Raw genomic sequence first — 21,067 nt, 5'->3', positions numbered from 1 at the left:
AAATTTGAGGGAATTCCCCGCTCATCGATAAATTATTTAATATTAGACCCTATGTCGACAATTTTCCCGAAACCTTTGAATTCGTGAATACTATTTTCATCCCGCAAGATATCTCCGGAAGAGGTTAGTTTCATCTCGACCAATCCACCTTGATCGGCACTGTAGTTGAAAGCCGCTCCCAAAAGATAAGGAAGTCCCTCTTTTATGTACGCTTTCCAATCCTCGTTATACACATAATGGGTAAAATAGTTCAAACGAAACTTCAATCGCACGATTTTCACCGTAGGATCGGGGTGTTCATAAATAACTGTCGTCGTAGGAATCAGCCTGTTTAAATCCACCTTGTATATCTTATTTCCGGCCGCCATAAAAAACAGACGGTCCCATAGATAAGACGTGGTAAAACACAAATTTTCATAATCGACCCCGGCAGGTAAAGCGACTTTAAACTTACCGGAACACCAGGGAATATTACTCTCGTTTCCATAGGGAGCAGGCTTGTCGGCATCGACATTGATCTCGTAAACATATACCCCATGATCCGTCCGGCTATAGGCAAAAGACAATATCTTCCCGTAGGTATCCTCTTTCTGCGCCGTAACTCCCATATCCAACATCACTTTGTCGCTCCCTATATTGTTGGGATCAAAAACATTCGGAGCTTTCTCTTTCTCCGGGATCAATGCCAATTCGAATTTTTTCCCGGATTCATAAAGACCGGAGGATCCTGTCGTCCTGAATAATTGATTATTCTCCGCATCATAATACGACATTCCCTCCCTAAAGCCCAAAAAACGATGATTCAAATCGTCATAGACAACAAAATACTCATAGGCAGAACAGGCCATTTTAGCCCGAAAATCCGTCTTATCTCCTCGAGTCAGAACCGTCGGATAGTAGACGGAAAAACCGTCAGCCTGGGCATGATACAGCTCTCCCCGATCGATGATCATCTCTCCGGATACCTGAGTTCTGGAAAATACGAATTCGGGAATGAAGTCCGTATCTCCGTCCAATTTCTTTCCGTACAGCATATCTTCAAGCATATACTCCACGCCGAAAGTAGAGGCGTTCAACATAACGGCATCCCGGTCCGTCATTAAAATAACGACAGGTCTACCTGGAGAAAAAACTCCGCCCCAAGCATCTCCATAGCGTATATTACTCACCAACACTTTTGGGTTCCCTTCCAAAGACAGCTCTTTTCCCACATCCGTCCGATAAGCATCGGGAATAACCATAGCACTCTCCCCCATACCATCGACGGCTCCCAACACACTACGCCCATTTACCTCCTGCAATACAAACCAACATCTGTTGTAAGGAGGTATGGGAGTTACCGTTACCATCCGATACCATACCGTACCTTCCGGACTCTGATCCGTTATTGTCAAACGTACGGTAAACGGACTCACCTCTTCCGGCTGCAACCAGATACGACAGCTCTTTTCCTCCCCGCATAAACGCCAACCCTCCAAAGACTCTTTTATTTCCCATTTAAAACTCAGATTCGTTTCATTCTGTAACTGTGTTTGAGTCAATTTAGGATTCAAATCTACCGGAACCGAATCGTTTTTTAATAACCGGACTCCCACGGCTGCCGGTAAATCGACTACGACCTCATTGATGTTATGATAATCGTACGAGCCCTTATCATCATAACACCCATAAACCAATAACAAAATCCCGAACAGGAATATCATTTTTCTTTGTATTTTCATAACGTATCATTTTAAATTCATCACTATTGCCTATCGAAAACGATTTCACCACCGTCCTCATCCAACAAGGGAGGATTTGTCTTTAAATATTCGGTATATGCCGTTCTCACTTTTTCCCTTTCGGCTAATATGACAGAGCCGATCAACGGGATTTCCCTATAAGCTTTTCGGAGAACATCCATCATGAAAAGGTACTTCCCGTCCGAATATTTTCCCCAAAAAAACGATAGCCAACCATCCGGTCTTATCTTATAGTGAATCTCCACTTTACAGGCACGCCGATCCTCCCGCCCCGGTGCAAATCGGTGTAAAGGATTATTTACGTCAAAAACTATATTCACTCCCCAAGGTTCTTGTGTCGTTACCTTTTCCGGGCGTTCGGCCCGTATCGTCACGGATTGAGTAATGGTATCCAACGCCGTATAAGTATACTTATCTTCCGCTTCAACATGGGCCTTATCCGTATAACTGCTATTCACCTCTGTCGTCAGGCAAAAATCCCGGGATTTTTTCACATCTCCCTGTATCTCTACCACCACGGCCAATTCAACCCACTCCCGTCCTTTGACGTAATCGGAATCCCGAAAAGTATAAGCAATCTTGGAGGAATGAAAATTGATACATTCCGCCCCGTCGTACAAGGCTATCTCATGCTCGGTACAACTAACGTAAAGAGCACCGATAAGTAAAGCCAGCACTAAAAATTTATATCTTTTCATATCGTTCATGCTTAATTATTATTGCCAAAAATTAGTTCGTTATCCGGAACGGGCCACCGGTATTTTCCCCGGACATCGGTTAAGGGACATCGATCGAATGTTTTATAGTTCCGGTGTTTATAAAAATAAAACAACTTACCTTCCGCGTAGAAGTCCTTCCGATACTCCTTCATGATCTCGTTTATCCTGACCGTCTGGGTATTGTCATATCCCGGACGGGTATCCGGACGGTCGTAATTATCATTTGCCATAATTTCGTCCATGTAAGAGATACCTCTTGTCCAACGTACCGTATTCAACGCTTCGGCACTTTTAACTTTGTCATTTTCACACTCGGCAACGATATAATACATCTCCGAAAGCCGGATCAAGGGAACGATATTTTTACCGGAATAGTCATCCCGATAACCGGATTGGTTGTATTTCCGGCATAATTTATACACCCGGCCATTTGTTAATACCGATTTGAAGGTACTATTCTGAGCCCTGAAATCGGTTGCTCCACCCCCTAAAAACTCGTACAAGGCATTAAAATTCCCTTCCATGATAAAAGTGTGATCCCATATCGACCCGACAAATTCGTTATCACTAAAATAACTATCTATCAATTTGTTAAATTCATACACGTGTAAACCGAAAACATGCTCCTCGTAAAGTACGAGAGTATGATTGGACTCACTTAACTTAAAATAGGGAGCATTAATAACCTCCCTCGCGTATCGTACGGCTTTTCCCTTGCTCTCTTCGTCTCCTTTATAACTGTAAACTCTTGCCAGAACAGCCTTTACGGCATACAAATTCATGCGCAACTGCCGTTGATTCACGAAAGCGTCATAATCTATATCCATAAGATCCGGATAACCGAAACGTTGGGGATCGTGTTGTTCCAATAAATCATTGGCTTCCTGCAAATCCGTCAAAATATGAATAATAACTTCATCTGCCGTCAAACGAGGAGGAGCCTTCTCGTTAAGCTCTTTCCGGTAAGGAATTGTTTTTTCAGAAGAATTCGCACTGTATACCGGTCCGAACAAACGTAATAAATCGAAATGCAGAAACGCCCGCAGCCCCAGAGCCTCTCCCTTCATCATCTCGTAATAATGGTTTGTTTTAATTACCGAACGATTTTTCTCTAAATACTTCAGGAAATTATTAATATTGGCAATGATGTTATACATTTCCAAGTAAATCTTATTCTTAAGATCCAGATAAAGCCCGTCATATTCATACATCTGTGTTTTATCCAAACTTTTAGATCCCGGATAATTATCATAATTCCCCGAAAGCAGTTCCAGGTATCCGTACGTCAATTCTTTGGCATACAGATTCTCGGAACCCATCTTCAAATAAAAACCGGTTAGCACGTCTTTAAATCCGGCTTCGGATTCGAACATCTTATCTCCCGGAATAGCCGTTTTCGGTTGTACGTCCAACCAATCGGCACAAGCAGTAATCCCGAAAGCCAAAACGAGTATTATATCTATTCTTTTCATATCCAGAAAGTTTTAATTAAAAGGCAACATTCAACGACAACGAGAACTGACGGGCAAAAGGATATTTCAATCCCCGTTCTTGTTTTATAGAAGAGAGATAAAACAAATCCTCCATATTAAAAGCCAGGTTTACTGAATTCATCCCCCAACGTTCGATATATTTTGCGTTGGTTTTATCCATCCGGTAACTGAAAGAAAGAGAGGTCATCTGAAGGGTATTTTCATCCATCACGAAACGAGAACTGGCTTTCGTTTTCGATCCCTCCGCAGCCGGCGAAATCTTTTTATACTTCACCCGATCCCCCTTCTTCTTCCACCTCAAATCCAATACCCGTTTATCCGCATTGTACATCAAATCCGCATTCTCGACCTTATCCACCAATGTTTGATTATACATCTGTCCTCCGAACTTGTAGGCAAAACTCATATTCATCCCGAAACCCTTATAGGTAAACGAAGAATTGAGACTTCCCCGCCAGCGAGGTTCCGTATTTCCGCAGGCGACCATATCTATTGGATCCCAAGTCCCGGTCACGTTCCCGTTTCTTCTTAGAAAGATTTCTTCTCCGGTAGCCGGATCGATCCCCAAAGATTTCACCACCCAAATACGATTCATCGACTCTCCTTCCTCATAACGGGGGAGTGGCGAATCTTTCAATTTTTCGGCATTAACGGCATTCATATTTCTTAGTGCTTCCGAAATCTTTTTCAGTTTATCTCTATTATGGGAACCATTCACGGAAACAATCCAGTAAGCAGCCTTTTCCGCATCCCGATAGGGAATAAAAGAGAGATTCAGCTCCACTCCCTTGTTTTCAATCGTACCCATATTTTCAGGATAAGAAGTAAAACCCGACGAAGGAGCAATCGTTATATCCGTTAATGAGTTTTTGGTCCGTTTACGAAAAAACTCCGCCCGAGCAGTGATCCGTCCGTCGAACAGCCCCAGCTCCCAAGCTACATTCCATGTTTCCGTCTGTTGCCACTTCAACTTTTCGTTCGGCATAGCCACCAACTCGGCCCCGGTTCCGTCGGAAGCCAAATAGGGCTTCAACAAGACCCCGTAAGTATACAATTCCCGGGATTGGTAAGGCGCAAATCCCTGAGTTCCCGTAACCCCGTAAGATCCCCGTAAAACAAAATCGGAAATAAAGCCGATCCGGGACATAAAAAGCTCTTTTTTCACATCCCAACGTAATCCTGCAGACCAAAAAGGCGCAAACCTATTGTCTTTGCCGAACAGAGAAGAGCCGTCTGCCCGAATATTAAAATCAACCGAATATTTGTAGTTATAGGAATATCCCAAAGTCGCAACCCAGCCGATCAAACGGGAAGTGTTCTCCATCCCGGTCATTTTCTCGTCGTACTTTTTACCGAAAAGGATATCATCCATATTATCATTGGGAAACCCGGTCACGTAGGCTCCATAATTGCTATTTTGCGTCTCCTGCACAGACATACGGACATTACCGGTAAAGTAATGGACTCCTCCGAACAACTTATTATAACTTCCGGTAAGATCCAATGCATAACTAAACTCCTCCTGCTGCGTCCGGCGAAAATCACCGCGCAAAGAAGGATCCGCAATTCCGATAAACGCCGTATGCTGCGCGGGACGAAAAACATCCGTCTTCCCATTGCTTTTGGACAAGGAGAAACTCCCTTCCAAACGCATGCTCTCCAACGGATTATACTCTATTTTAAACAGATTACGCACCCCGAAACCCATCGTCCTGTTTCTCGTGTGAAAGGTCGTGTTATACATGGGATTGGCATAATCCAAAACCGCCGTCGTTCCCCGTATCATCCCGTCGAATCGGTCCAAGCGTTTCAGCACCTCTCCGTTCTCCCCGTACGGACGTAAATAAGGATTCAATCTCGTGTATTCGCTGAAATTTCCCCAAGGAGACTCATCTCCGACAGTACTATTAACGGTAATACTATTCTTTAGCAATAATTTCTGAAAACGATATTGCAAATCCAATGATCCGGTCATCGTATTTCGTTTAGACCCCTTCATTACCCCCGGTGTAAAATTGACTCCGGCATATAGCCTATAACGCAAAGCCCTGTCTCCACCCTCCAACGTCAGCGAATGCCTTTGCTGCACGGCCGTCCGTAAGGGTTTATCCAACCAATAGGTGTTTACCCCTCGTTTTACCTCCCTCATCTTCTCCTGGTATAACACCAACGCAAAATTATCGACACTCCCGTTATCCCGGTAAAAACCGGCTCTTCGTTCAGCCTCCAACTTTTCTGCGGCATTCATCAAATTGTAATCGGACAAATCCGGTGTTTCTACCCGAACATTCCCGCCGTATGTCACCCAAAGACGGCCTTCTTTAGGAATCTTGGTTTCAATCACGATTACCCCGTTAGCAGCCTTAGAGCCGTAAATAGCCGTTGCCGCCGCATCTTTCAACAACGTGATAGACTCCACCCGGTCCGGATCCAAATCCACCATCGTCTGCAAATCGATTTCGAAACCGTCCATAATCAATAAGGGTTGATTGGGATAAGTGGCGTATTCTCCCTGCAAAGTGACCACATTGGCGGAAGCCCCCGCATTACCGCCCGGCAAAGTAGCTTGTCCCCGCATCCGCAAATCGGGCAAACGATTCGGATTGGATCCGTTTTCGATATCCTCCATGACACGAAAACTCGGATCTATGGCCGCCAAGGCTTTCGCTATATTGGTCGTACTGATTTTTTTCAACTCCTCACCTTTCACGGTAACAGCCGATCCGGTAAATCCCTCCTTACGACGATTAAACATACCGGTCACGACCACTTCCGATAATTCCTCACGGTTCACCTTCATCTTAACTACCCACTCTCCCGTTTTAGGTATGTCTTCAAACGGAATGACCCGTGTCTCCATCCCTACAAAAGAAAACACAAGTTCCGCCCGGGTCGTATCCGGAACCAACAGGGAAAAAAAACCGCTCGAATCGGTAGCCTGCCCCAAATGAGTCCCTTTTATAACGACCGTTACTCCCGGTAAAGACAAACCTTTTTGATCCGCCACCCTTCCTTTTACTACTTTTGATTTAATATTCTTCTTTTCTTGTTTCTGCAATTTAGGAGAGATAATCACGATCTTATCTTCAATCTTATACCACAACTCGGTTCCTTTCAAACAATCGGCCAACACCTCTTCCACGTTCCGATCTTTAGAAACCACGTCTATCTTCCCCACCCTCTCTATTTCATTATTGCTATACACGAACTCGTATCCCGTTTGACGAGTGATCTCTTCAAACACGACCTTCAATGTCGTATTCTTCATCTTCATACTTAAACGTACTTGTGCTGCAGCTCTCTCAGCAACTGAGATAAATCCCAAAACCAAAAGGTAAAGAAAGACTCGCCTGCACCATACTTTTTTTCGTATGACACGCTTATAGTTAATCGTGTCAACATCTCGATTTTTTTTCATAAATTCGTAACGCTTTATAGTTAACAATAGTCATGTTATCACATGACTGTTATCGATTAACAGGAAAGTGTTTGCCCACTTTCCTGTTTGTTTCACTCTTTTCGAACAATCAAAGTTCTTCCGTTCCATTCAAAACGTAATCGAGCGGTTAATTCCAATATCTCAAAAACTTTATCAATACTCTCGTATTTCGGCAGATTACCCGTAAATCTGATCTCTCGTAAGGAAGCATCCTCAATAGATATCCGAACATCATACCAACGTTCTAATTTTTTCAATACCGACGGTAAAAACTCGTTTTCAAAAACGAAACGTCGTTCTACCCATGCTATACAAGAACGTACGTCTACCTGTTCCACCTTCAATTTTTCATCCCAGCAGGTCGCCCGATCGCCCGGTCGTAATTCCACTTCCTCATCCCCCGCAGTAATCCGTACCTTTCCCTCTACAAGCGTCGTTTGTTGTAACTCGTCCGGATAAGCTTTCAAATTAAAAACAGTCCCTAAAACCCGTACTTTCAATCGATTCGTTTGCACGATAAAAGGTTTTAGAGTGTCTTTTCGAACTTCAAAAAAAGCTTCACCCTCTAACTCGACCAAACGTTGGTCTCCCGCAAAACGATCCGGATAGCGGATTTTCGAATCTGCATTCAAAATCACTTTTGTTCCGTCTGCCATACACAACATGTACTCTCCGCCACGGGGAACTTTCAGTGTATGCCATTTCGCCTCTTCGGTTACGAGAGTGTCGATGTAGAGCAGCCTTTTTCCGTCATTGACAAAATTTTCCCCTTTCAACTCCCTACAAACAGAATCATATTCTGCCGTAAGAGGTACCACCTCTCCGTTTTCCAATACCAATAAGGCTTTTGAAGATCCCGGAAGAATAGAAATAGGTAGCCCGGCATTTTCGATTACGGGATTCCCTCTTTCCGATAAATAAAAAAAGATACCACCTACACACATCAAAACAACAATCATAGCAACACATCTCCAAAAGCGAAACTTCGGCCTCCGGTAAGAGAAACCGATTCGTCTCTCCACTTTTTCCCAATCTTCTTTCGAATCATAGCGTCGAAACTCCCTCATCCCCTTTTCTACATACGTTACGTCCGTCAATCGATCGAATAAAAATCGATTCTCCTCACTCTCTCGGAGCCATTTCGTCAACTCTTCTTCCTGATCCACTCCCAATTCTCCTTTCAAATAAGTCAGTATCAGATCCACAATCTTATTCCGTTTTGAATTCAAAACCATATTTCATCCATTTTCATTATAAAACAGGTAAAAAAGAAAAAGGAGGACAAAAACAGTGATCTATTTTATGCAAACCGAATCCGATAAAATGAGAAACAAACGAATCAGTGATTCAAAACACTATGAATTAACAAATTGCATCCCAATAACATTAAACATATTTTTAAATTTTCCGGGAAAATACAGGAAACCGCAAGCTATTAAATAGAATCGATACCGCAAATAATTAAATATTAACACATTATATTCTATATTGATAGAAAAAAATCATATATTTGTAGATAATGTACTAAAACCGATAAAAATAATGGAATATAATTCTTTTACTCTCCATAATTACAAAGCGATTCCTCAACTCTCAAAATTAACGCCGGCACAAATAGAAGCCATTGAAGTTGTCGGGCGAGTGTTGCCATTTAAGACCAATAATTACGTCATCGATGAACTGATCAACTGGGGCAATATTCCTGACGATCCCATATTCACTCTTACTTTTCCCCGTAGTGAGATGCTACCCGCCACCGCTTACAATAAGGTCAAATTTCTATTGGAAAACAAGGCAGATGAAGAGATATTAAAGAGAGAGATCGAAAAAATCCGTATAAGATTGAATCCGAATCCGGCCGGACAAGAGTACAATATCCCCATGCTGGGAGAGGTAAAACTCAAAGGAGTACAACACAAATACCGAGAAACCGTCCTGTTTTTTCCGGCACAAGGACAAACCTGCCACGCCTATTGCACCTTCTGTTTCCGCTGGCCGCAATTTTCGGGAATGAGTTCTTTAAAATTTCACATGAAAGAGGCTGACCTGCTTTATCAATACCTGGACAGTCACAAAAAGGTCAGCGATATACTGTTTACCGGAGGCGATCCCATGACTATGTCAGCCTCTATATTAACATCCTATATTCTTCCCCTGTTATCCGAACGATTCTCCCATATCCGTACCATTCGTATCGGTACAAAGTCCTTAGCTTATTGGCCGTATCGTTACCTGTCTGACAAGGATGCTCCCGAACTGTTAGCGTTATTCCGGCAAGTGGTCGCCTCGGGACGCAATTTAGCCATCCAGGCCCACTTCAACCATCCGGCGGAACTATCTACCTCCGCGGTAAAAGAGGCCGTACAACGGATACGCAATACCGGGGCGCAGATAAGGACGCAATCTCCCCTGCTTAAACATATAAACGACAAACCCGAAATTTGGAGTGAAATGTGGAGAAAACAAGTAGATATGAACATGATCCCCTATTATATGTTTGTAGCCCGGGACACCGGATCAAAAACATTTTTTGAACTTCCGTTGGAACGCTGTTGGCGTATATTCCGCGATGCATACAGTCACGTTAGCGGTGTGTGTCGTACGGTGCGAGGACCAAGCATGAGTACGGAACCGGGAAAAATCCAAATAGTGGGCATGAGCGAAGTAAAAGGAGAAAAAATATTCGTATTACGCTTTTTGCAAGGAAAAAAATCCCGGTGGGTGGATGTTCCTTTTTTCGCCCGATATGATCCCTATGCCACCTGGTTTGATCAACTTCACCCGGCATTCGGCGAAGAAAAATTCTTTTTTGAAAAATAATCCCTTCAAAAAATACGGCACATGTTGAAATCAATAAAACAAAAAGGCAAGAACAGGATACAAATGCTTTAAACGTTCCCGTAAAAATTTTTTAGCTCGTCGACGTTGCGTTTTAACGGTTGTTTCGGCTATATGCAACTGCTTGCAGATTGTCTTTATATCCAAAAATTCAATATAACTCATTTTGAAGATCCGCTTACATTCGGCAGGCAGTTCTTCTATTATAACAAATATCTCTTTAAAAACATCCGCTTCTACCTGCATACAAAATACTTTTTCCTCCTCATACGCGGGTTCTCCTAATTTCCGATTAGCCTTTTCCCGATTATTTCGTTTTTCCAAATAATTTAAAGCTCTGTTTTGTACACAACTATATAAAAATGATTTTAACGCTATCAGATTGCCAAACTTATTACTCGACTCCCACAAACTGATAAATACGTCCTGCACGACATCTTTTGACACTTCCTGATCATGTACAAATTTATTGGCAAAATAACAAAGCGAAGCGTAATATTCATGAAACACGTTCTCGAATACCTTCGGACATTCGACATCCAATATTTCAGGATCCATGTACTCATCTGTATAACGCACGTTATTCGACATTCACATCAATTTACACATCCAAAAATACATGTTTTTATACGATATGCAATAAAATTTGGAATAATAAATATTTTCCATACCTATCGGGGGAAATTGATATCCTCGAATAGACATAGAGCAATCATACTCCAATCGTAGCATTCGATTCATATCAATAAAATATAGGTTCTTAAACGGATCTATCGAGAATATAATAAAATTCGAGAGGGAAATTCCCTCTCGAACAAATTATTTAAAAACCCTCACGCGTTCCTCTATCGGATTGAATTCTTTTTGTCCGGGTTCCTGAAGAGGTACGCCAAACGGCATTTGTGCCACTAATTCCCAATTTTCAGGAAGTTTCCACTCCGCCATGACTGCTTTATCTACCAGTGGATTATAATGTTGGAGGGAAGCTCCGAAACCGGCATCTTCCAACATCGCCCATACAGCTAACTGATGCATGGCAGATGTATGTTGAGACCAAATCGGAAATTTTTCATGATAAAGTGGAAATGCTTTTTGCAATCCCTCCACGATCGTCCGGTCTTCAAAAAACAATACCGTACCGTATCCGGCCTTAAACGAGGTATCGACCTTTGTCTCCGTCGCCTTAAATGCCTCGGCTGAAACAATCTTTCTCAGGGTTTCTTTCACGATGTCCCAAAATTTCCGATGCTGTTCTCCCAACAAAAGTACCAAACGGGTAGATTGTGAATTAAAAGCAGAAGGAACATGCTTTACGGCAAATTTTACTATATTTTCAATCTCTTCGTCCGAGATGAGCGATTTATTACTGACGGCGTAATAGCTTCTTCTAAGCTTTAACGCCTCTTTCAAACTTCTTTCCATAATCTCTTAATTTCATTTTTTACAATATACGAAATTTTTCTAAAAAAGATTACTTAATTATACCGCAAATCGAAAAGAGCCGTCTAAACACCGACGGCCCCTTTCAAGAAACTGACTCGCTTCTAATGGAACGAAGAAATATCCATAATTTATTTCCTATAAATTATTTGAAAGTATAACAAATATCCACGACCTTTCCAAATCCTTTATATTCAAACGTGTTATTTAAATTCCGGTCCACGTCTCCCGCGGTATTCAATTGCATCTCTACAATTCCTCCCGAGTCGGTTCCGTAATCCAACACGGCGGCCAACACACGAGCATACGGGATCTCCGACTCACTCTCCCAATCGTACAAATTATAATAATACTTGAATTTCATATTTGTTATTGTCACCCCTGCATGTTCATGCTCGTATACTATCGTCATTTTAGGCGTGGATCGATTTAAATCCACCTTGTAGATTTTATTTCCGGAAGCCATAAAGAATATACGATCAAAACCTCGAGAAGTAATAAAACATAACTCTTCTCCCGTTGAACCTTCCGGAAAAGGAATTTCAAATTTACCGGAACAACGGGCATGACTCTTATCTCCGGAAATCCAACCAGCCAAAGAGAATTCAAATACATGAATTTTCCGCTCGGCAACATCTGTACTAAAAGCCAGCAATTTTTCTCCACCTGACATTTCACTCATAGCAACCATTTTGAAAGCCGGGTCTATCTTATCCGGATCAAAAAGATTTTTCGTATCCTCATTTTCCTTGTTTTCTCCGATAAACTCTAATGAAATCGGAGCATCCACAAATTTACGATCTGATGTTCTGATATATTTGTTTATATTCCTTTCCAAATTATCACTCCACTCTTTTGCAAAATTTAGAAACCGATGATTTTCTTCGTCGTACACGAAAAATCTACTTTTTGCATTTCCCCCGACTTCAACACGATAAGAAGTTCCATCTTCTACTTTCGTCGAGTTATAAACAGAATATCCGTCCATATTAGCATAGTATACTTTCCCGGCATTTATTAACATCTCTCCCCCGCTACTTCCATCCCGCGAAATCAAATACCGGGGAGAGAAGATTATTCCCTCCTGCATCAACATTTCATCCAACGACCAGACCGTTTCAAAAGTTGAAGCATCCATCACTTCCATATTCTCGTCTGTTAAAGCCATGACAGTCCGTTGCACGATCGGGTTAAACCCCATAAACGGAGGAAGAAAATTCATCGGACTTCCGTAAATTCTATTGCCCGTTAAACATTGCGGAACTCCCTTTACGGTCCATTCTTTTCCGGTATCCTCTTTGTAGGCATCCCGAATGACGACCGCGGATAAACCCTCCCCGTCAACGACACCTAACACAGCTTTACCACCATCGTCCTGCAAAACGAACCAGGTACTACTATAAGGTTGAATTATCTTTAAAACCATCTCTTTATACCAGGTTGTTCCTTCGGTATTATCTTTTAAGTTCAAACGCAAACGAATATCTTCGGTATCTTCCGGTTTAATATAAATTCGACACGTTTTTTCATGTCCACAAATTTCCCAATTATTCATCATATCTTTTTCCAATTTCTTCTCCCAAAGAAAAACCAGATCCGACTCGTTTTCCACCAGAGTCTGTTTCAAATCCGGTGTAATTTCAACGAGTACGGAATCCACTTTAGGCAAACGCACGCCTTGCGAAGTAGGAAGAGTAATAGCGACCTCGTTTATATCGTGATAATCATATGACCCTTTGTCGTCGTAACACGCGGAAAACAGTAAAAGGCCAATTACCCATAAAATCATATTTTTCATTCTCTTTTTCATAACGTCTTCTTTTAAATTAATTCGGGAATGTGATTTCTTCTCCTTCGTCATCGAGAACCGGACCATGAGCCTGTTTGTACTCTTCATAAGCTTGCTTTAACTCTGTCAATCTTCCCCGATCCATATCCTTGTATACCGCTTTGAAATAATCCATCATAAAAAAATATTTACCGGTACTGTATTCTCCCCACCAGGTTGCATTCCAAGTTGCACCGGTCGGCGTAATATTATAATACACTTCGATACGACAGGAATCTATATCCACCCGTCCGGAAGCAAACTGATGGGCCGGATCGGTCTGATCGAATTTCAGGATAGCCCCCTCCGGCTCGTTTGTCGGAGTCGGTTTTTCCGGGCGTTTCACGCTAAAAACGATCCATTGCGTATTGGTATCCAAAGCGGTATAAGTATACTTCTGGGGCAACACGATCTCCGCCCGAGTTTCGTAAGCTTTCCCTGCCTGAGCTTCAATCACGAAGTCCAAGGGCTTTTGTAACAAATACCCTTGTAACTGCACTTCTATTTTCAACTCGTGGTATTCATGACCTTTCACGTAATCCGTATCCCGAAAGGTATAATTTCGTGCATTCCACAGAAAATTGATCCGGGGCGATTCGTCATAAAGTGCTATTTCGTTTTTTTCGCATCCGATATAACCTAAACTCAATATCAGCATCCCTATTAAAAACTTATATTTTTTCATCATCTGTCGTATTAATCGTTATTACCAAATATGATTTCATCGTCCGGTAACGGCCACCGGTATTTGTCCCTCACGTCTTTTAAAGGAGCCCCCTCGTAAGTCACGTAATTATGCAGCTTATAAAAATAGAAAAGCTTTCCTTCGGCATAAAACTCCTTCCTGTACTCCTTCATGATCTCGTTTACTCTAAAAGTCTGTGAATTGTCGTACTTCGGACGGGTATCCAACCGATCGTAATGCGCACCTGCAATAATCTCGTCATCATAAGAAATCCCCCGAGCCCATCTCACCGTATTCAATGCTTCCGCACTCGTGGCAGCATCCGCACACTCCGCCACGATATAATACATTTCAGGTAAACGGATCAAAGCCAGCATATCCTTTCCGTTATAATCGGACAGGCCGTCCTGTTCGTATTTTCGGCAATACTTATATCCCTCCCCCTCGTTCTTATCCTTAAAACATTGGGATTGAGAACGCCAATCCGAATTCCCCCCTTCTCCCCATTCATACATCTTTTCAAACCTGCTTTTCGCGATGGAAAAATGTTGCCCGGCGGAAGTATTATCGATAGTCGTGTTGAAATGTTCGGTAATGATCTTGTCATATTCATAAATATACAATCCGAAAATCTGTTCATCGTATAAAAAGGATCTTGCATTTTTATACAATTCGAAATAGGGAGCTTCGATCACTTCATTGGCATATTTCACAGCCTTCGATTTGCTTTCGTCATCCCCTTTATAACAATACACCCTTGCCAACATCGCTTTTACAGCATATACATTCATACGGGTCTGACGCTGGTCTAAAAACAGCTCATAGCCCGGTTCGTCTTCTCTCTCGTAACTCTTCCAGAAGAAACGGGTATCATGTTTCTCCAGTAAAGAATCCGCCGTTTGCAAATCTTTCAACAACAAGTCCACCACTTGATTCGCGGGCAAGGCGGGAGTGGCCTGCCGATCGAAAGTCGTTCGATAAGAGATCGCTTTCGCCGCCGGGTTGACCCTGTAAACAGGACCGAATAACCGTAACAGGTCAAAATGCAAAAACGCCCGTAATCCCAAAGCCTCGGCTTTCATGACTTCATAATAATGTTCGGTCTTAATAACGGAACGATTTTTCTCCAAATAGCCCAAAAAATTATTGATATTGACAATGATATTGTACATCTTCAAATAGATACCGTCCTTTTTGGATAAAAAAAGATTGTCGTATTCGTATATCCTCGGTTTCCATGACAAACCTCCGAATTCGGGATAACCGTCATAATTACAGGCCAAAGCCTCAATATAACCATAACTCAACTCTTTGCCATACAATCCGATATCAGTCATTTTCAAATAGAATCCGGTCAAAGCATCCCTAAAACCCGATTCCGTTTCAAATAACTTATCGGCAGGAATAGCCGTCTTCGGTTGCACATCCAGCCAATCGGAACAAGAAGAGATACTCCATGCGATCAGTATTATGCTAACTATATTTTTCATATGCTTAAATTTTTAATTAAAACGACACATTTAACGAAAAGGAGAATTGGCGGGCAAAAGGATAGCTCAATCCCCTCTCCTGTTTTACCGTGGAGAGGTAAAATAAATCCTCCATATTAAAGGTCACCCCCACGGAACTCAATCCCCAACGATCGATATATTTCGCATTCGTTTTATCCATACGGTAATTCAGGGAAAGTGATCCCATTTGGAAAGTATTTTCATCCATAATAAAACGTGAACTTGCTTTGGTCGCCGCCCCATTTACTCCTCTGGAAAGTCCTTTATAACGGGCAGCCAGACCGACCTCATCCCATCTTAGATTCAAAACCCGTTTATCGGCATTATACATCAGGTCGGCATTTTCAACTTTATCCACCAACGTCTGATTATATATTTGACCTCCGAATTTATAACGAAAACTCACGTTGACCCCGAACCCCTTATAGGTGAAAGAAGAGTTGATATTTCCCTGCCATTTGGGTTCCGTATTTCCACAAGGAACCAAATCCACGGCCTCCCATTTACCGGTCATCTCTCCGTTTCTCTTCATAAAAATCTCGGCTCCGGTCGACGGATCGATCCCCAAAGATTTCACCACCCAAATCCGGTTGATAGATTCTCCCTCTTCGTAATGCGGAAGCGGTTTGTAACCGTTCTTCTTGGCCGTCCCGATATCACTCATCTGATCGGAATTTACCCGGTTCATATTCCGCATGGCTTCGGATATTTTCTTCAATTTATCCGTGTTATGGGAACCGTTCAACGAAATGATCCAATAAGCCGATTTAGCCGGATTCTGGTAGGGAATAAAAGAGATATTCAATTCGACTCCCTTATTCTCCAAAGTCCCCATGTTTTCCGGATAAGAAGCAAAACCGAGCGAAGGAGCAAGCGTAATCTGGGTCAAAGAGTTTTTGGTTAATTTCTGAAAATATTCGGCACGAGCCGTAATCCGTCCTTTTAAAACTCCCAGCTCCAATGCTAAATTCCAGGTATCCGTCTGCTGCCACTTCAACTTTTCGTTCGGCATGGCTACCAACTCAACCCCCGTTCCGTCGGAAGATACATAAGGTTTTAACAATTCCCCATACGAATAGAGTTCCCGGGATTGATAAGGTGCGAATCCTTGTGTTCCGGTCACCCCGTAAGATCCTCGTAAAACAAAATCGGAAATAAAACCGATCCGGGACATAAACTGCTCCTTTTTCACATCCCACCGCAAACCGGCCGACCAGAAAGGAGCAAACCGGTTATCCTTACCGAACTGGGAAGAGCCGTCCAACCGAATATTGAAATCAACGGAATACTTGTAGTTATATGAATAACCGAAACTCCCGATCCAACCGATCAAACGACTTGTATTCTCCGTTCCTGTCATCTTTTCGTTATATTTCTTACCGAAAAGGATATCGTCCATATTTTCGTTCGGGAAACCGGTAACGTAAGCCCCGTAACTCTCGTTACGACTTTCCTGGACAGACATTCTGGCATTTGCCGTCACGTAATGTACCTGTCCGAACAGTTTGTTGTAACTGGCCGTCAAATCCAATGAATAGGAGAGATTTTCTCTCTGCGTACGACGGAAATCCCCTTTTTTAGTCGGATCTTTCTCTTTATCGAAAGCCGTATGCTGTGCCGGCCGGAATACATCGGTTTTCCCATTGTTTTTGGAAAGAGAAAAGGCTCCCGTCAAGCGGACATCATCCGTCGGATTATATTCCACGCTGAATTGCTCTCTCACCCCGAAATTAGTCGTCCGGTTTTTCGTGTGAAGCGTGGCATCATACATCGGGTTCGCGTAACTCGTATTTTCATAACCGCGAAATTGGTTATCAAAGGAGTCCAAACGCCTTAATATTTCACCGTTAGGACCGTACGGACGTAAATAAGGATTCAGTTTCGTGTATTCGCTAAAATCACCCCAAGGCGATTCGTCCCCGAGCGAATTATCAACGGTAACGCTATTCTTTAACAGCACCTTTTTAAAACGATATTGTAAATCTAAAGATCCGGTCATAGTATTGCGTTTGGAACCTTTCATCACCCCCGGTGTAAAATTGGCACCGAAATAGAGTTTATAACGTAAAGCCCTATCCCCTCCCTCCAGTGTCAGCGCATGGCGATGCTGAACTGCTGTTCTCAAAGGCTTATCCAACCAATAGGTATTCACACCCCGTCTAACCTCTCTCAACTTTGCCTGATAACGTTCCAACTCCTCTAACGAAAGTGTGTTATCGTATACCCCCGCTTTTAACTCCACGGCTAATTTTTCAGCTGCATTCATCAAATTATAATCGGAAAGATCGGGAGTCTCGATACGCACATTACCACCGTAAGTCACCCACAAACGTCCCTCCTTCGGAGATTTGGACTCGATCACGATCACCCCGTTGGCAGCACGCGATCCGTAAATCGCCGTTGCAGCCGCATCTTTCAGCAGGGTAATGGACTCTACCCGGTCCGGATCCATATCCACCATGGTCTGCAAACCGATTTCAAAACCATCTAAAATCAACAGGGGCTTATTCGGATAGGTATCGTATTCTCCTTGCAAAGTCACCATATCAGCCGATGTGCCGGCATTGCTTCCGCCGGGTAATGTGGCCTGTCCCCGCATACGCAAATCCGGCAATCGATTCGGATTGGAACCGTTCTCTATATCATCCATGATCCGAAAGCTGGGATCTATGGCCGATAAAGCCTTGGCTATATTGGTCGTGCTGAATTTTTTTATGTCTTCCCCTTTGACCGTTACGGCCGATCCGGTAAATCCCTCTTTTCTACGATTAAACATACCTGTCACGACCACTTCACCCAACTCCTCCTTATCCTCTTCCATCATCACGTATAACAGTTTTATCTCTTTTTCCGTGCCTCTCACCACAACTGCTTTTCTCTTCATACCCACGAAAGAAAATTCCAACACGACACTATCCGTTTTAGGAACTTCGATGGAAAAAAATCCATCCTTATCCGTAGCCGTTCCGATAGTCGTACCCCGTAACAGTACCGTAACTCCCGGAATGGAAAGACTGTCCCGATCTACCACCTTTCCTTTGATCCTCAACGCCTCTTTTACCTGCCGGGCCGATGGATCCGTTTTGCTCAAAATAACAATCACCCCATCCTGAATATAATACCCTAAAGAGGTACCTTCCAAACACTTGTCCATGATCAATTTTACATTATCGGAAGTAATATCCAGGGAAATTTTTCCAACCTTGTTTACCACACGTTCATTAAAAACGAAAGTGTATCCCATTTTCTGTTTTATCTCTTTGAATACCTCTTTCAAGTGCGCATTTTCAACCTTAATGGTTGCTTTTTGCGCCGAAATAGATCCGGAAACAGACAGAAAAGTTGCCAACAAAAATACCGTTGTTAACTTCATAATCAACAAAAATTTCTTTCGGGTCTGTCGGTACAGCCCCTTTTGTCCACTTTTTTTCATAAATTTGTAACATTAAAGTTTCACAATGTGCCCTTGGGCACTTCCACGAGGGATGCTGGTAACATCCCTCGTCTTTTTATCTCACAAATACAGCATGTCCATCAATCGTTATTTTCACAGAACCGGTACGTTCGATCAAATCCGAAACATCTTTAAAATCATCATGCCGACGAAGTTCCACGGAGAAACGTTCATCTTTCACTTGCTGATTCTCAAAAAATACCTGTACGTCATACCACCGGCTCAATTCGTACATAATATCTTCCAAACGTTCGTTATCGAACAGAAAATAACCTTTCCGCCAAGCAATATAAGATTCGACATTCACCTCTTTCACCTGAATTATTTCACTATCAACCGGACTTACCGCTTGCTGACCAGGCTTTAAAACCACCTGTTTCTCTCCTTTCCCGATTACGATCTTTCCTTTTACTAAAGTCGTCGCCAACGGTAATCCTTCATAGGCTCTCATGTTAAACTCCGTTCCCAATACTTCAACCGTGTACCCATTCTCTATTTTCACCCTAAAAGGTCGGCTCTTATCGGGCGTCACCTCAAAATAAAGCTCACCTTTAGCATATACCTCCCGGCAATCATCCGCGAAAATTTCCGGAAACCGCAAATAAGATTCCGCATTCATCCAAACGATCGTTCCATCTGGTAAAGCCAATTTAAATTCCCCGGCTCTCGGGGTAGTCATGACATGATATTTGTTTCGGGAACCCGATATAGAATCGGGCAAATAGGCAACTCCTCCGTAACTATTTTTCAAAACTCCTCCGTTAGCTAAAACAAGCGTACCTATCGAATCTTTCCCCAAATGGAAAATCTGTCCGTCGGCTGATTCCAATCGGGCACAAACCATACCCGGAACAATCTCTTTTTCCACCTCAGCGGAAGGTAAAGGTTGAGGATTCTCCCGCATATACAGCCAAGCAACAACAAAGAACGGTATAATAAAAGAAGCAGCAACAATCCATCTTTTCCGAATCACCTTTCGACCAATACCCGCCCTCTCCTCCAACTGTTTCCAACTCTTTTCCTTATCATACCGATCAAAACGAAACGATTTTTTTAACATACGTTCTTTATCGCAAATCCGATCGAACAATTCCCGATTACCCGGCCTTACCAACCATTGGTTCAACTCTTTTCGTTCCTCTTCATCCAGAGTTCCTTTCAAATAACAATAGATTAAATTCGATATTTCAACACTCTTATGGTCCATTTTATATAAATTTCCCTTAAAACGAACCTATCTCGAAACAGGGTGACACTCTATCCCTTTTTTTTGCAGAAAAAATGATCAAATAGAAGCGATCCTCAGAAAAACATCAAAGAATATACTTAAAAGGGAGAATAAAGTAATAAAAACATAAGCCAATGAACACCGGACAGACGCTCCCGCAACGTCCGATACGCCCGTAGTTTTAACGTCTTAACGGTATTCGGCGATATTTGCAGCTTTTCAGCAATCTCTGGATTCGAATATCCCTCCATCGTCATCAGTACGACACGACGAGACTGCACCGACAATCCTTTTATCGTTTCATAGATCAAAGCATGTACTTCCTCCTCCAACTTAAATTCCTCTTCATCGCTCTCCGAAAAAAAAGTAGTTAAGTCAGAGGCATGCCGTAATTGCATCTGTTTATGTCGCAAATAATCGAGACATGCATTTTTTACACTCGCGTATAGATAACTTCTTAAGCTTGCCAGTAAAATAAAATCCGATTTTTTCTCCCATACCTTTACAAAAGCATCTTGCACGAAATCCTCCGTAACTTCATCATTCTCTATATAGCGAGAGGCAAAAGAACGCAAAGGGAAATAATATCGATTAAATATCTCCCTAAACACTAAATGATTACCTCTATGAAGCTGTTTTATAAGTGCCTCATCTGTTAACACTTGTACTTTTTTTAACATTACACACTTT

The 21,067-nt window shown here is 42.4% G+C and carries 14 protein-coding genes; 1 reads left to right on the top strand and 13 read right to left on the bottom strand.

Annotated elements, in window-relative coordinates:
• Nucleotides 1-32: 32 nt before the first annotated feature.
• The 5 genes from BN3283_RS04790 to BN3283_RS04770 form a co-directional block, all read right to left on the bottom strand.
• A complete protein-coding gene (locus BN3283_RS04790; RefSeq protein WP_059025843.1) occupies nucleotides 33-1,721 on the bottom strand; it encodes a PKD-like family lipoprotein in 1,689 nt (562 codons plus the stop codon).
• Nucleotides 1,722-1,744: 23 nt separating this feature from the next.
• A complete protein-coding gene (locus BN3283_RS04785; protein WP_286137525.1) occupies nucleotides 1,745-2,440 on the bottom strand; it encodes a DUF4843 domain-containing protein in 696 nt (231 codons plus the stop codon).
• 11 nt (nucleotides 2,441-2,451) lie between these two features.
• The gene (locus BN3283_RS04780; protein WP_059025841.1) at nucleotides 2,452-3,933 is read right to left on the bottom strand and encodes a RagB/SusD family nutrient uptake outer membrane protein; all 1,482 of its coding nucleotides are present in this window, start codon (nucleotides 3,931-3,933) and stop codon (nucleotides 2,452-2,454) included.
• Nucleotides 3,934-3,949: 16 nt separating this feature from the next.
• Complete coding sequence (locus BN3283_RS04775) at nucleotides 3,950-7,372, bottom strand: SusC/RagA family TonB-linked outer membrane protein (protein ID WP_082667071.1); 3,423 nt, start codon at nucleotides 7,370-7,372, stop codon at nucleotides 3,950-3,952.
• A gap of 92 nt (nucleotides 7,373-7,464) precedes the next feature.
• On the bottom strand, nucleotides 7,465-8,628 hold the full coding sequence (locus BN3283_RS04770; RefSeq protein ID WP_059025840.1) for a FecR family protein: 1,164 nt from the start codon (nucleotides 8,626-8,628) through the stop codon (nucleotides 7,465-7,467).
• A gap of 307 nt (nucleotides 8,629-8,935) precedes the next feature.
• On the opposite strand from BN3283_RS04770, the gene BN3283_RS04765 reads away from it, so the two are divergent.
• Nucleotides 8,936-10,213 carry a KamA family radical SAM protein gene (locus BN3283_RS04765; protein ID WP_059025839.1) on the top strand — a complete coding sequence of 426 codons (1,278 nt, stop codon included), beginning with the start codon at nucleotides 8,936-8,938 and terminating at the stop codon, nucleotides 10,211-10,213.
• 30 nt (nucleotides 10,214-10,243) lie between these two features.
• Here the strand turns inward: BN3283_RS04765 and BN3283_RS04760 are convergent, their stop codons facing one another.
• The 8 genes from BN3283_RS04760 to BN3283_RS04725 all read right to left on the bottom strand — a co-directional run bounded on the left by BN3283_RS04760 (nucleotide 10,244) and on the right by BN3283_RS04725 (nucleotide 21,039).
• Entirely contained in the window at nucleotides 10,244-10,822 is a 579-nt protein-coding gene (locus BN3283_RS04760) for an RNA polymerase sigma-70 factor (RefSeq protein WP_286137524.1), read from the bottom strand.
• 228 nt (nucleotides 10,823-11,050) lie between these two features.
• A complete protein-coding gene (locus tag BN3283_RS04755) occupies nucleotides 11,051-11,653 on the bottom strand; it encodes a nitroreductase family protein (RefSeq protein WP_041504007.1) in 603 nt (200 codons plus the stop codon).
• A 163-nt stretch (nucleotides 11,654-11,816) separates the two neighbouring features.
• Nucleotides 11,817-13,481, bottom strand: a complete 1,665-nt coding sequence (locus BN3283_RS04750) for a PKD-like family lipoprotein (protein WP_286137523.1) — start codon at nucleotides 13,479-13,481, stop codon at nucleotides 11,817-11,819.
• Between the two features lie 16 nt (nucleotides 13,482-13,497).
• Nucleotides 13,498-14,184, bottom strand: a complete 687-nt coding sequence (locus tag BN3283_RS04745) for a hypothetical protein (RefSeq protein WP_147625541.1) — start codon at nucleotides 14,182-14,184, stop codon at nucleotides 13,498-13,500.
• A gap of 11 nt (nucleotides 14,185-14,195) precedes the next feature.
• Complete coding sequence (locus tag BN3283_RS04740; protein WP_059025836.1) at nucleotides 14,196-15,674, bottom strand: RagB/SusD family nutrient uptake outer membrane protein; 1,479 nt, start codon at nucleotides 15,672-15,674, stop codon at nucleotides 14,196-14,198.
• Nucleotides 15,675-15,690: 16 nt separating this feature from the next.
• Entirely contained in the window at nucleotides 15,691-18,939 is a 3,249-nt protein-coding gene (locus BN3283_RS04735) for a SusC/RagA family TonB-linked outer membrane protein (protein WP_434059167.1), read from the bottom strand.
• Nucleotides 18,940-19,204: 265 nt separating this feature from the next.
• Complete coding sequence (locus BN3283_RS04730) at nucleotides 19,205-20,356, bottom strand: FecR family protein (RefSeq protein ID WP_059025834.1); 1,152 nt, start codon at nucleotides 20,354-20,356, stop codon at nucleotides 19,205-19,207.
• 119 nt (nucleotides 20,357-20,475) lie between these two features.
• Nucleotides 20,476-21,039 (bottom strand): RNA polymerase sigma-70 factor, encoded by a 564-nt coding sequence (locus BN3283_RS04725; RefSeq protein ID WP_286137522.1) that lies wholly within the window; start codon nucleotides 21,037-21,039, stop codon nucleotides 20,476-20,478.
• Nucleotides 21,040-21,067 lie beyond the last annotated feature (28 nt).

Source organism: Gabonibacter massiliensis (assembly GCA_001487125.1).
GTDB classification, from domain to species: domain Bacteria; phylum Bacteroidota; class Bacteroidia; order Bacteroidales; family Marinifilaceae; genus Gabonibacter; species Gabonibacter massiliensis.
Note: the sequence above shows the minus strand (reverse complement) of the source record. Positions and strands in the feature narration are given on the sequence as shown.

What these genes read in the sequence shown, in the direction of transcription:
- BN3283_RS04790 (WP_059025843.1), bottom strand. Translation starts at nt 1,721, where the DNA reads ATGAAAATACAAAGAAAAATGATATTCCTGTTCGGGATTTTGTTATTG.
- BN3283_RS04785 (WP_286137525.1), bottom strand. Translation starts at nt 2,440, where the DNA reads ATGAAAAGATATAAATTTTTAGTGCTGGCTTTACTTATCGGTGCTCTT.
- BN3283_RS04780 (WP_059025841.1), bottom strand. Translation starts at nt 3,933, where the DNA reads ATGAAAAGAATAGATATAATACTCGTTTTGGCTTTCGGGATTACTGCT.
- BN3283_RS04775 (WP_082667071.1), bottom strand. Translation starts at nt 7,372, where the DNA reads ATGAAAAAAAATCGAGATGTTGACACGATTAACTATAAGCGTGTCATA.
- BN3283_RS04770 (WP_059025840.1), bottom strand. Translation starts at nt 8,628, where the DNA reads ATGGTTTTGAATTCAAAACGGAATAAGATTGTGGATCTGATACTGACT.
- BN3283_RS04765 (WP_059025839.1), top strand. Translation starts at nt 8,936, where the DNA reads ATGGAATATAATTCTTTTACTCTCCATAATTACAAAGCGATTCCTCAA.
- BN3283_RS04760 (WP_286137524.1), bottom strand. Translation starts at nt 10,822, where the DNA reads ATGTCGAATAACGTGCGTTATACAGATGAGTACATGGATCCTGAAATA.
- BN3283_RS04755 (WP_041504007.1), bottom strand. Translation starts at nt 11,653, where the DNA reads ATGGAAAGAAGTTTGAAAGAGGCGTTAAAGCTTAGAAGAAGCTATTAC.
- BN3283_RS04750 (WP_286137523.1), bottom strand. Translation starts at nt 13,481, where the DNA reads ATGAAAAAGAGAATGAAAAATATGATTTTATGGGTAATTGGCCTTTTA.
- BN3283_RS04745 (WP_147625541.1), bottom strand. Translation starts at nt 14,184, where the DNA reads ATGAAAAAATATAAGTTTTTAATAGGGATGCTGATATTGAGTTTAGGT.
- BN3283_RS04740 (WP_059025836.1), bottom strand. Translation starts at nt 15,674, where the DNA reads ATGAAAAATATAGTTAGCATAATACTGATCGCATGGAGTATCTCTTCT.
- BN3283_RS04735 (WP_434059167.1), bottom strand. Translation starts at nt 18,939, where the DNA reads ATGGGATACACTTTCGTTTTTAATGAACGTGTGGTAAACAAGGTTGGA.
- BN3283_RS04730 (WP_059025834.1), bottom strand. Translation starts at nt 20,356, where the DNA reads ATGGACCATAAGAGTGTTGAAATATCGAATTTAATCTATTGTTATTTG.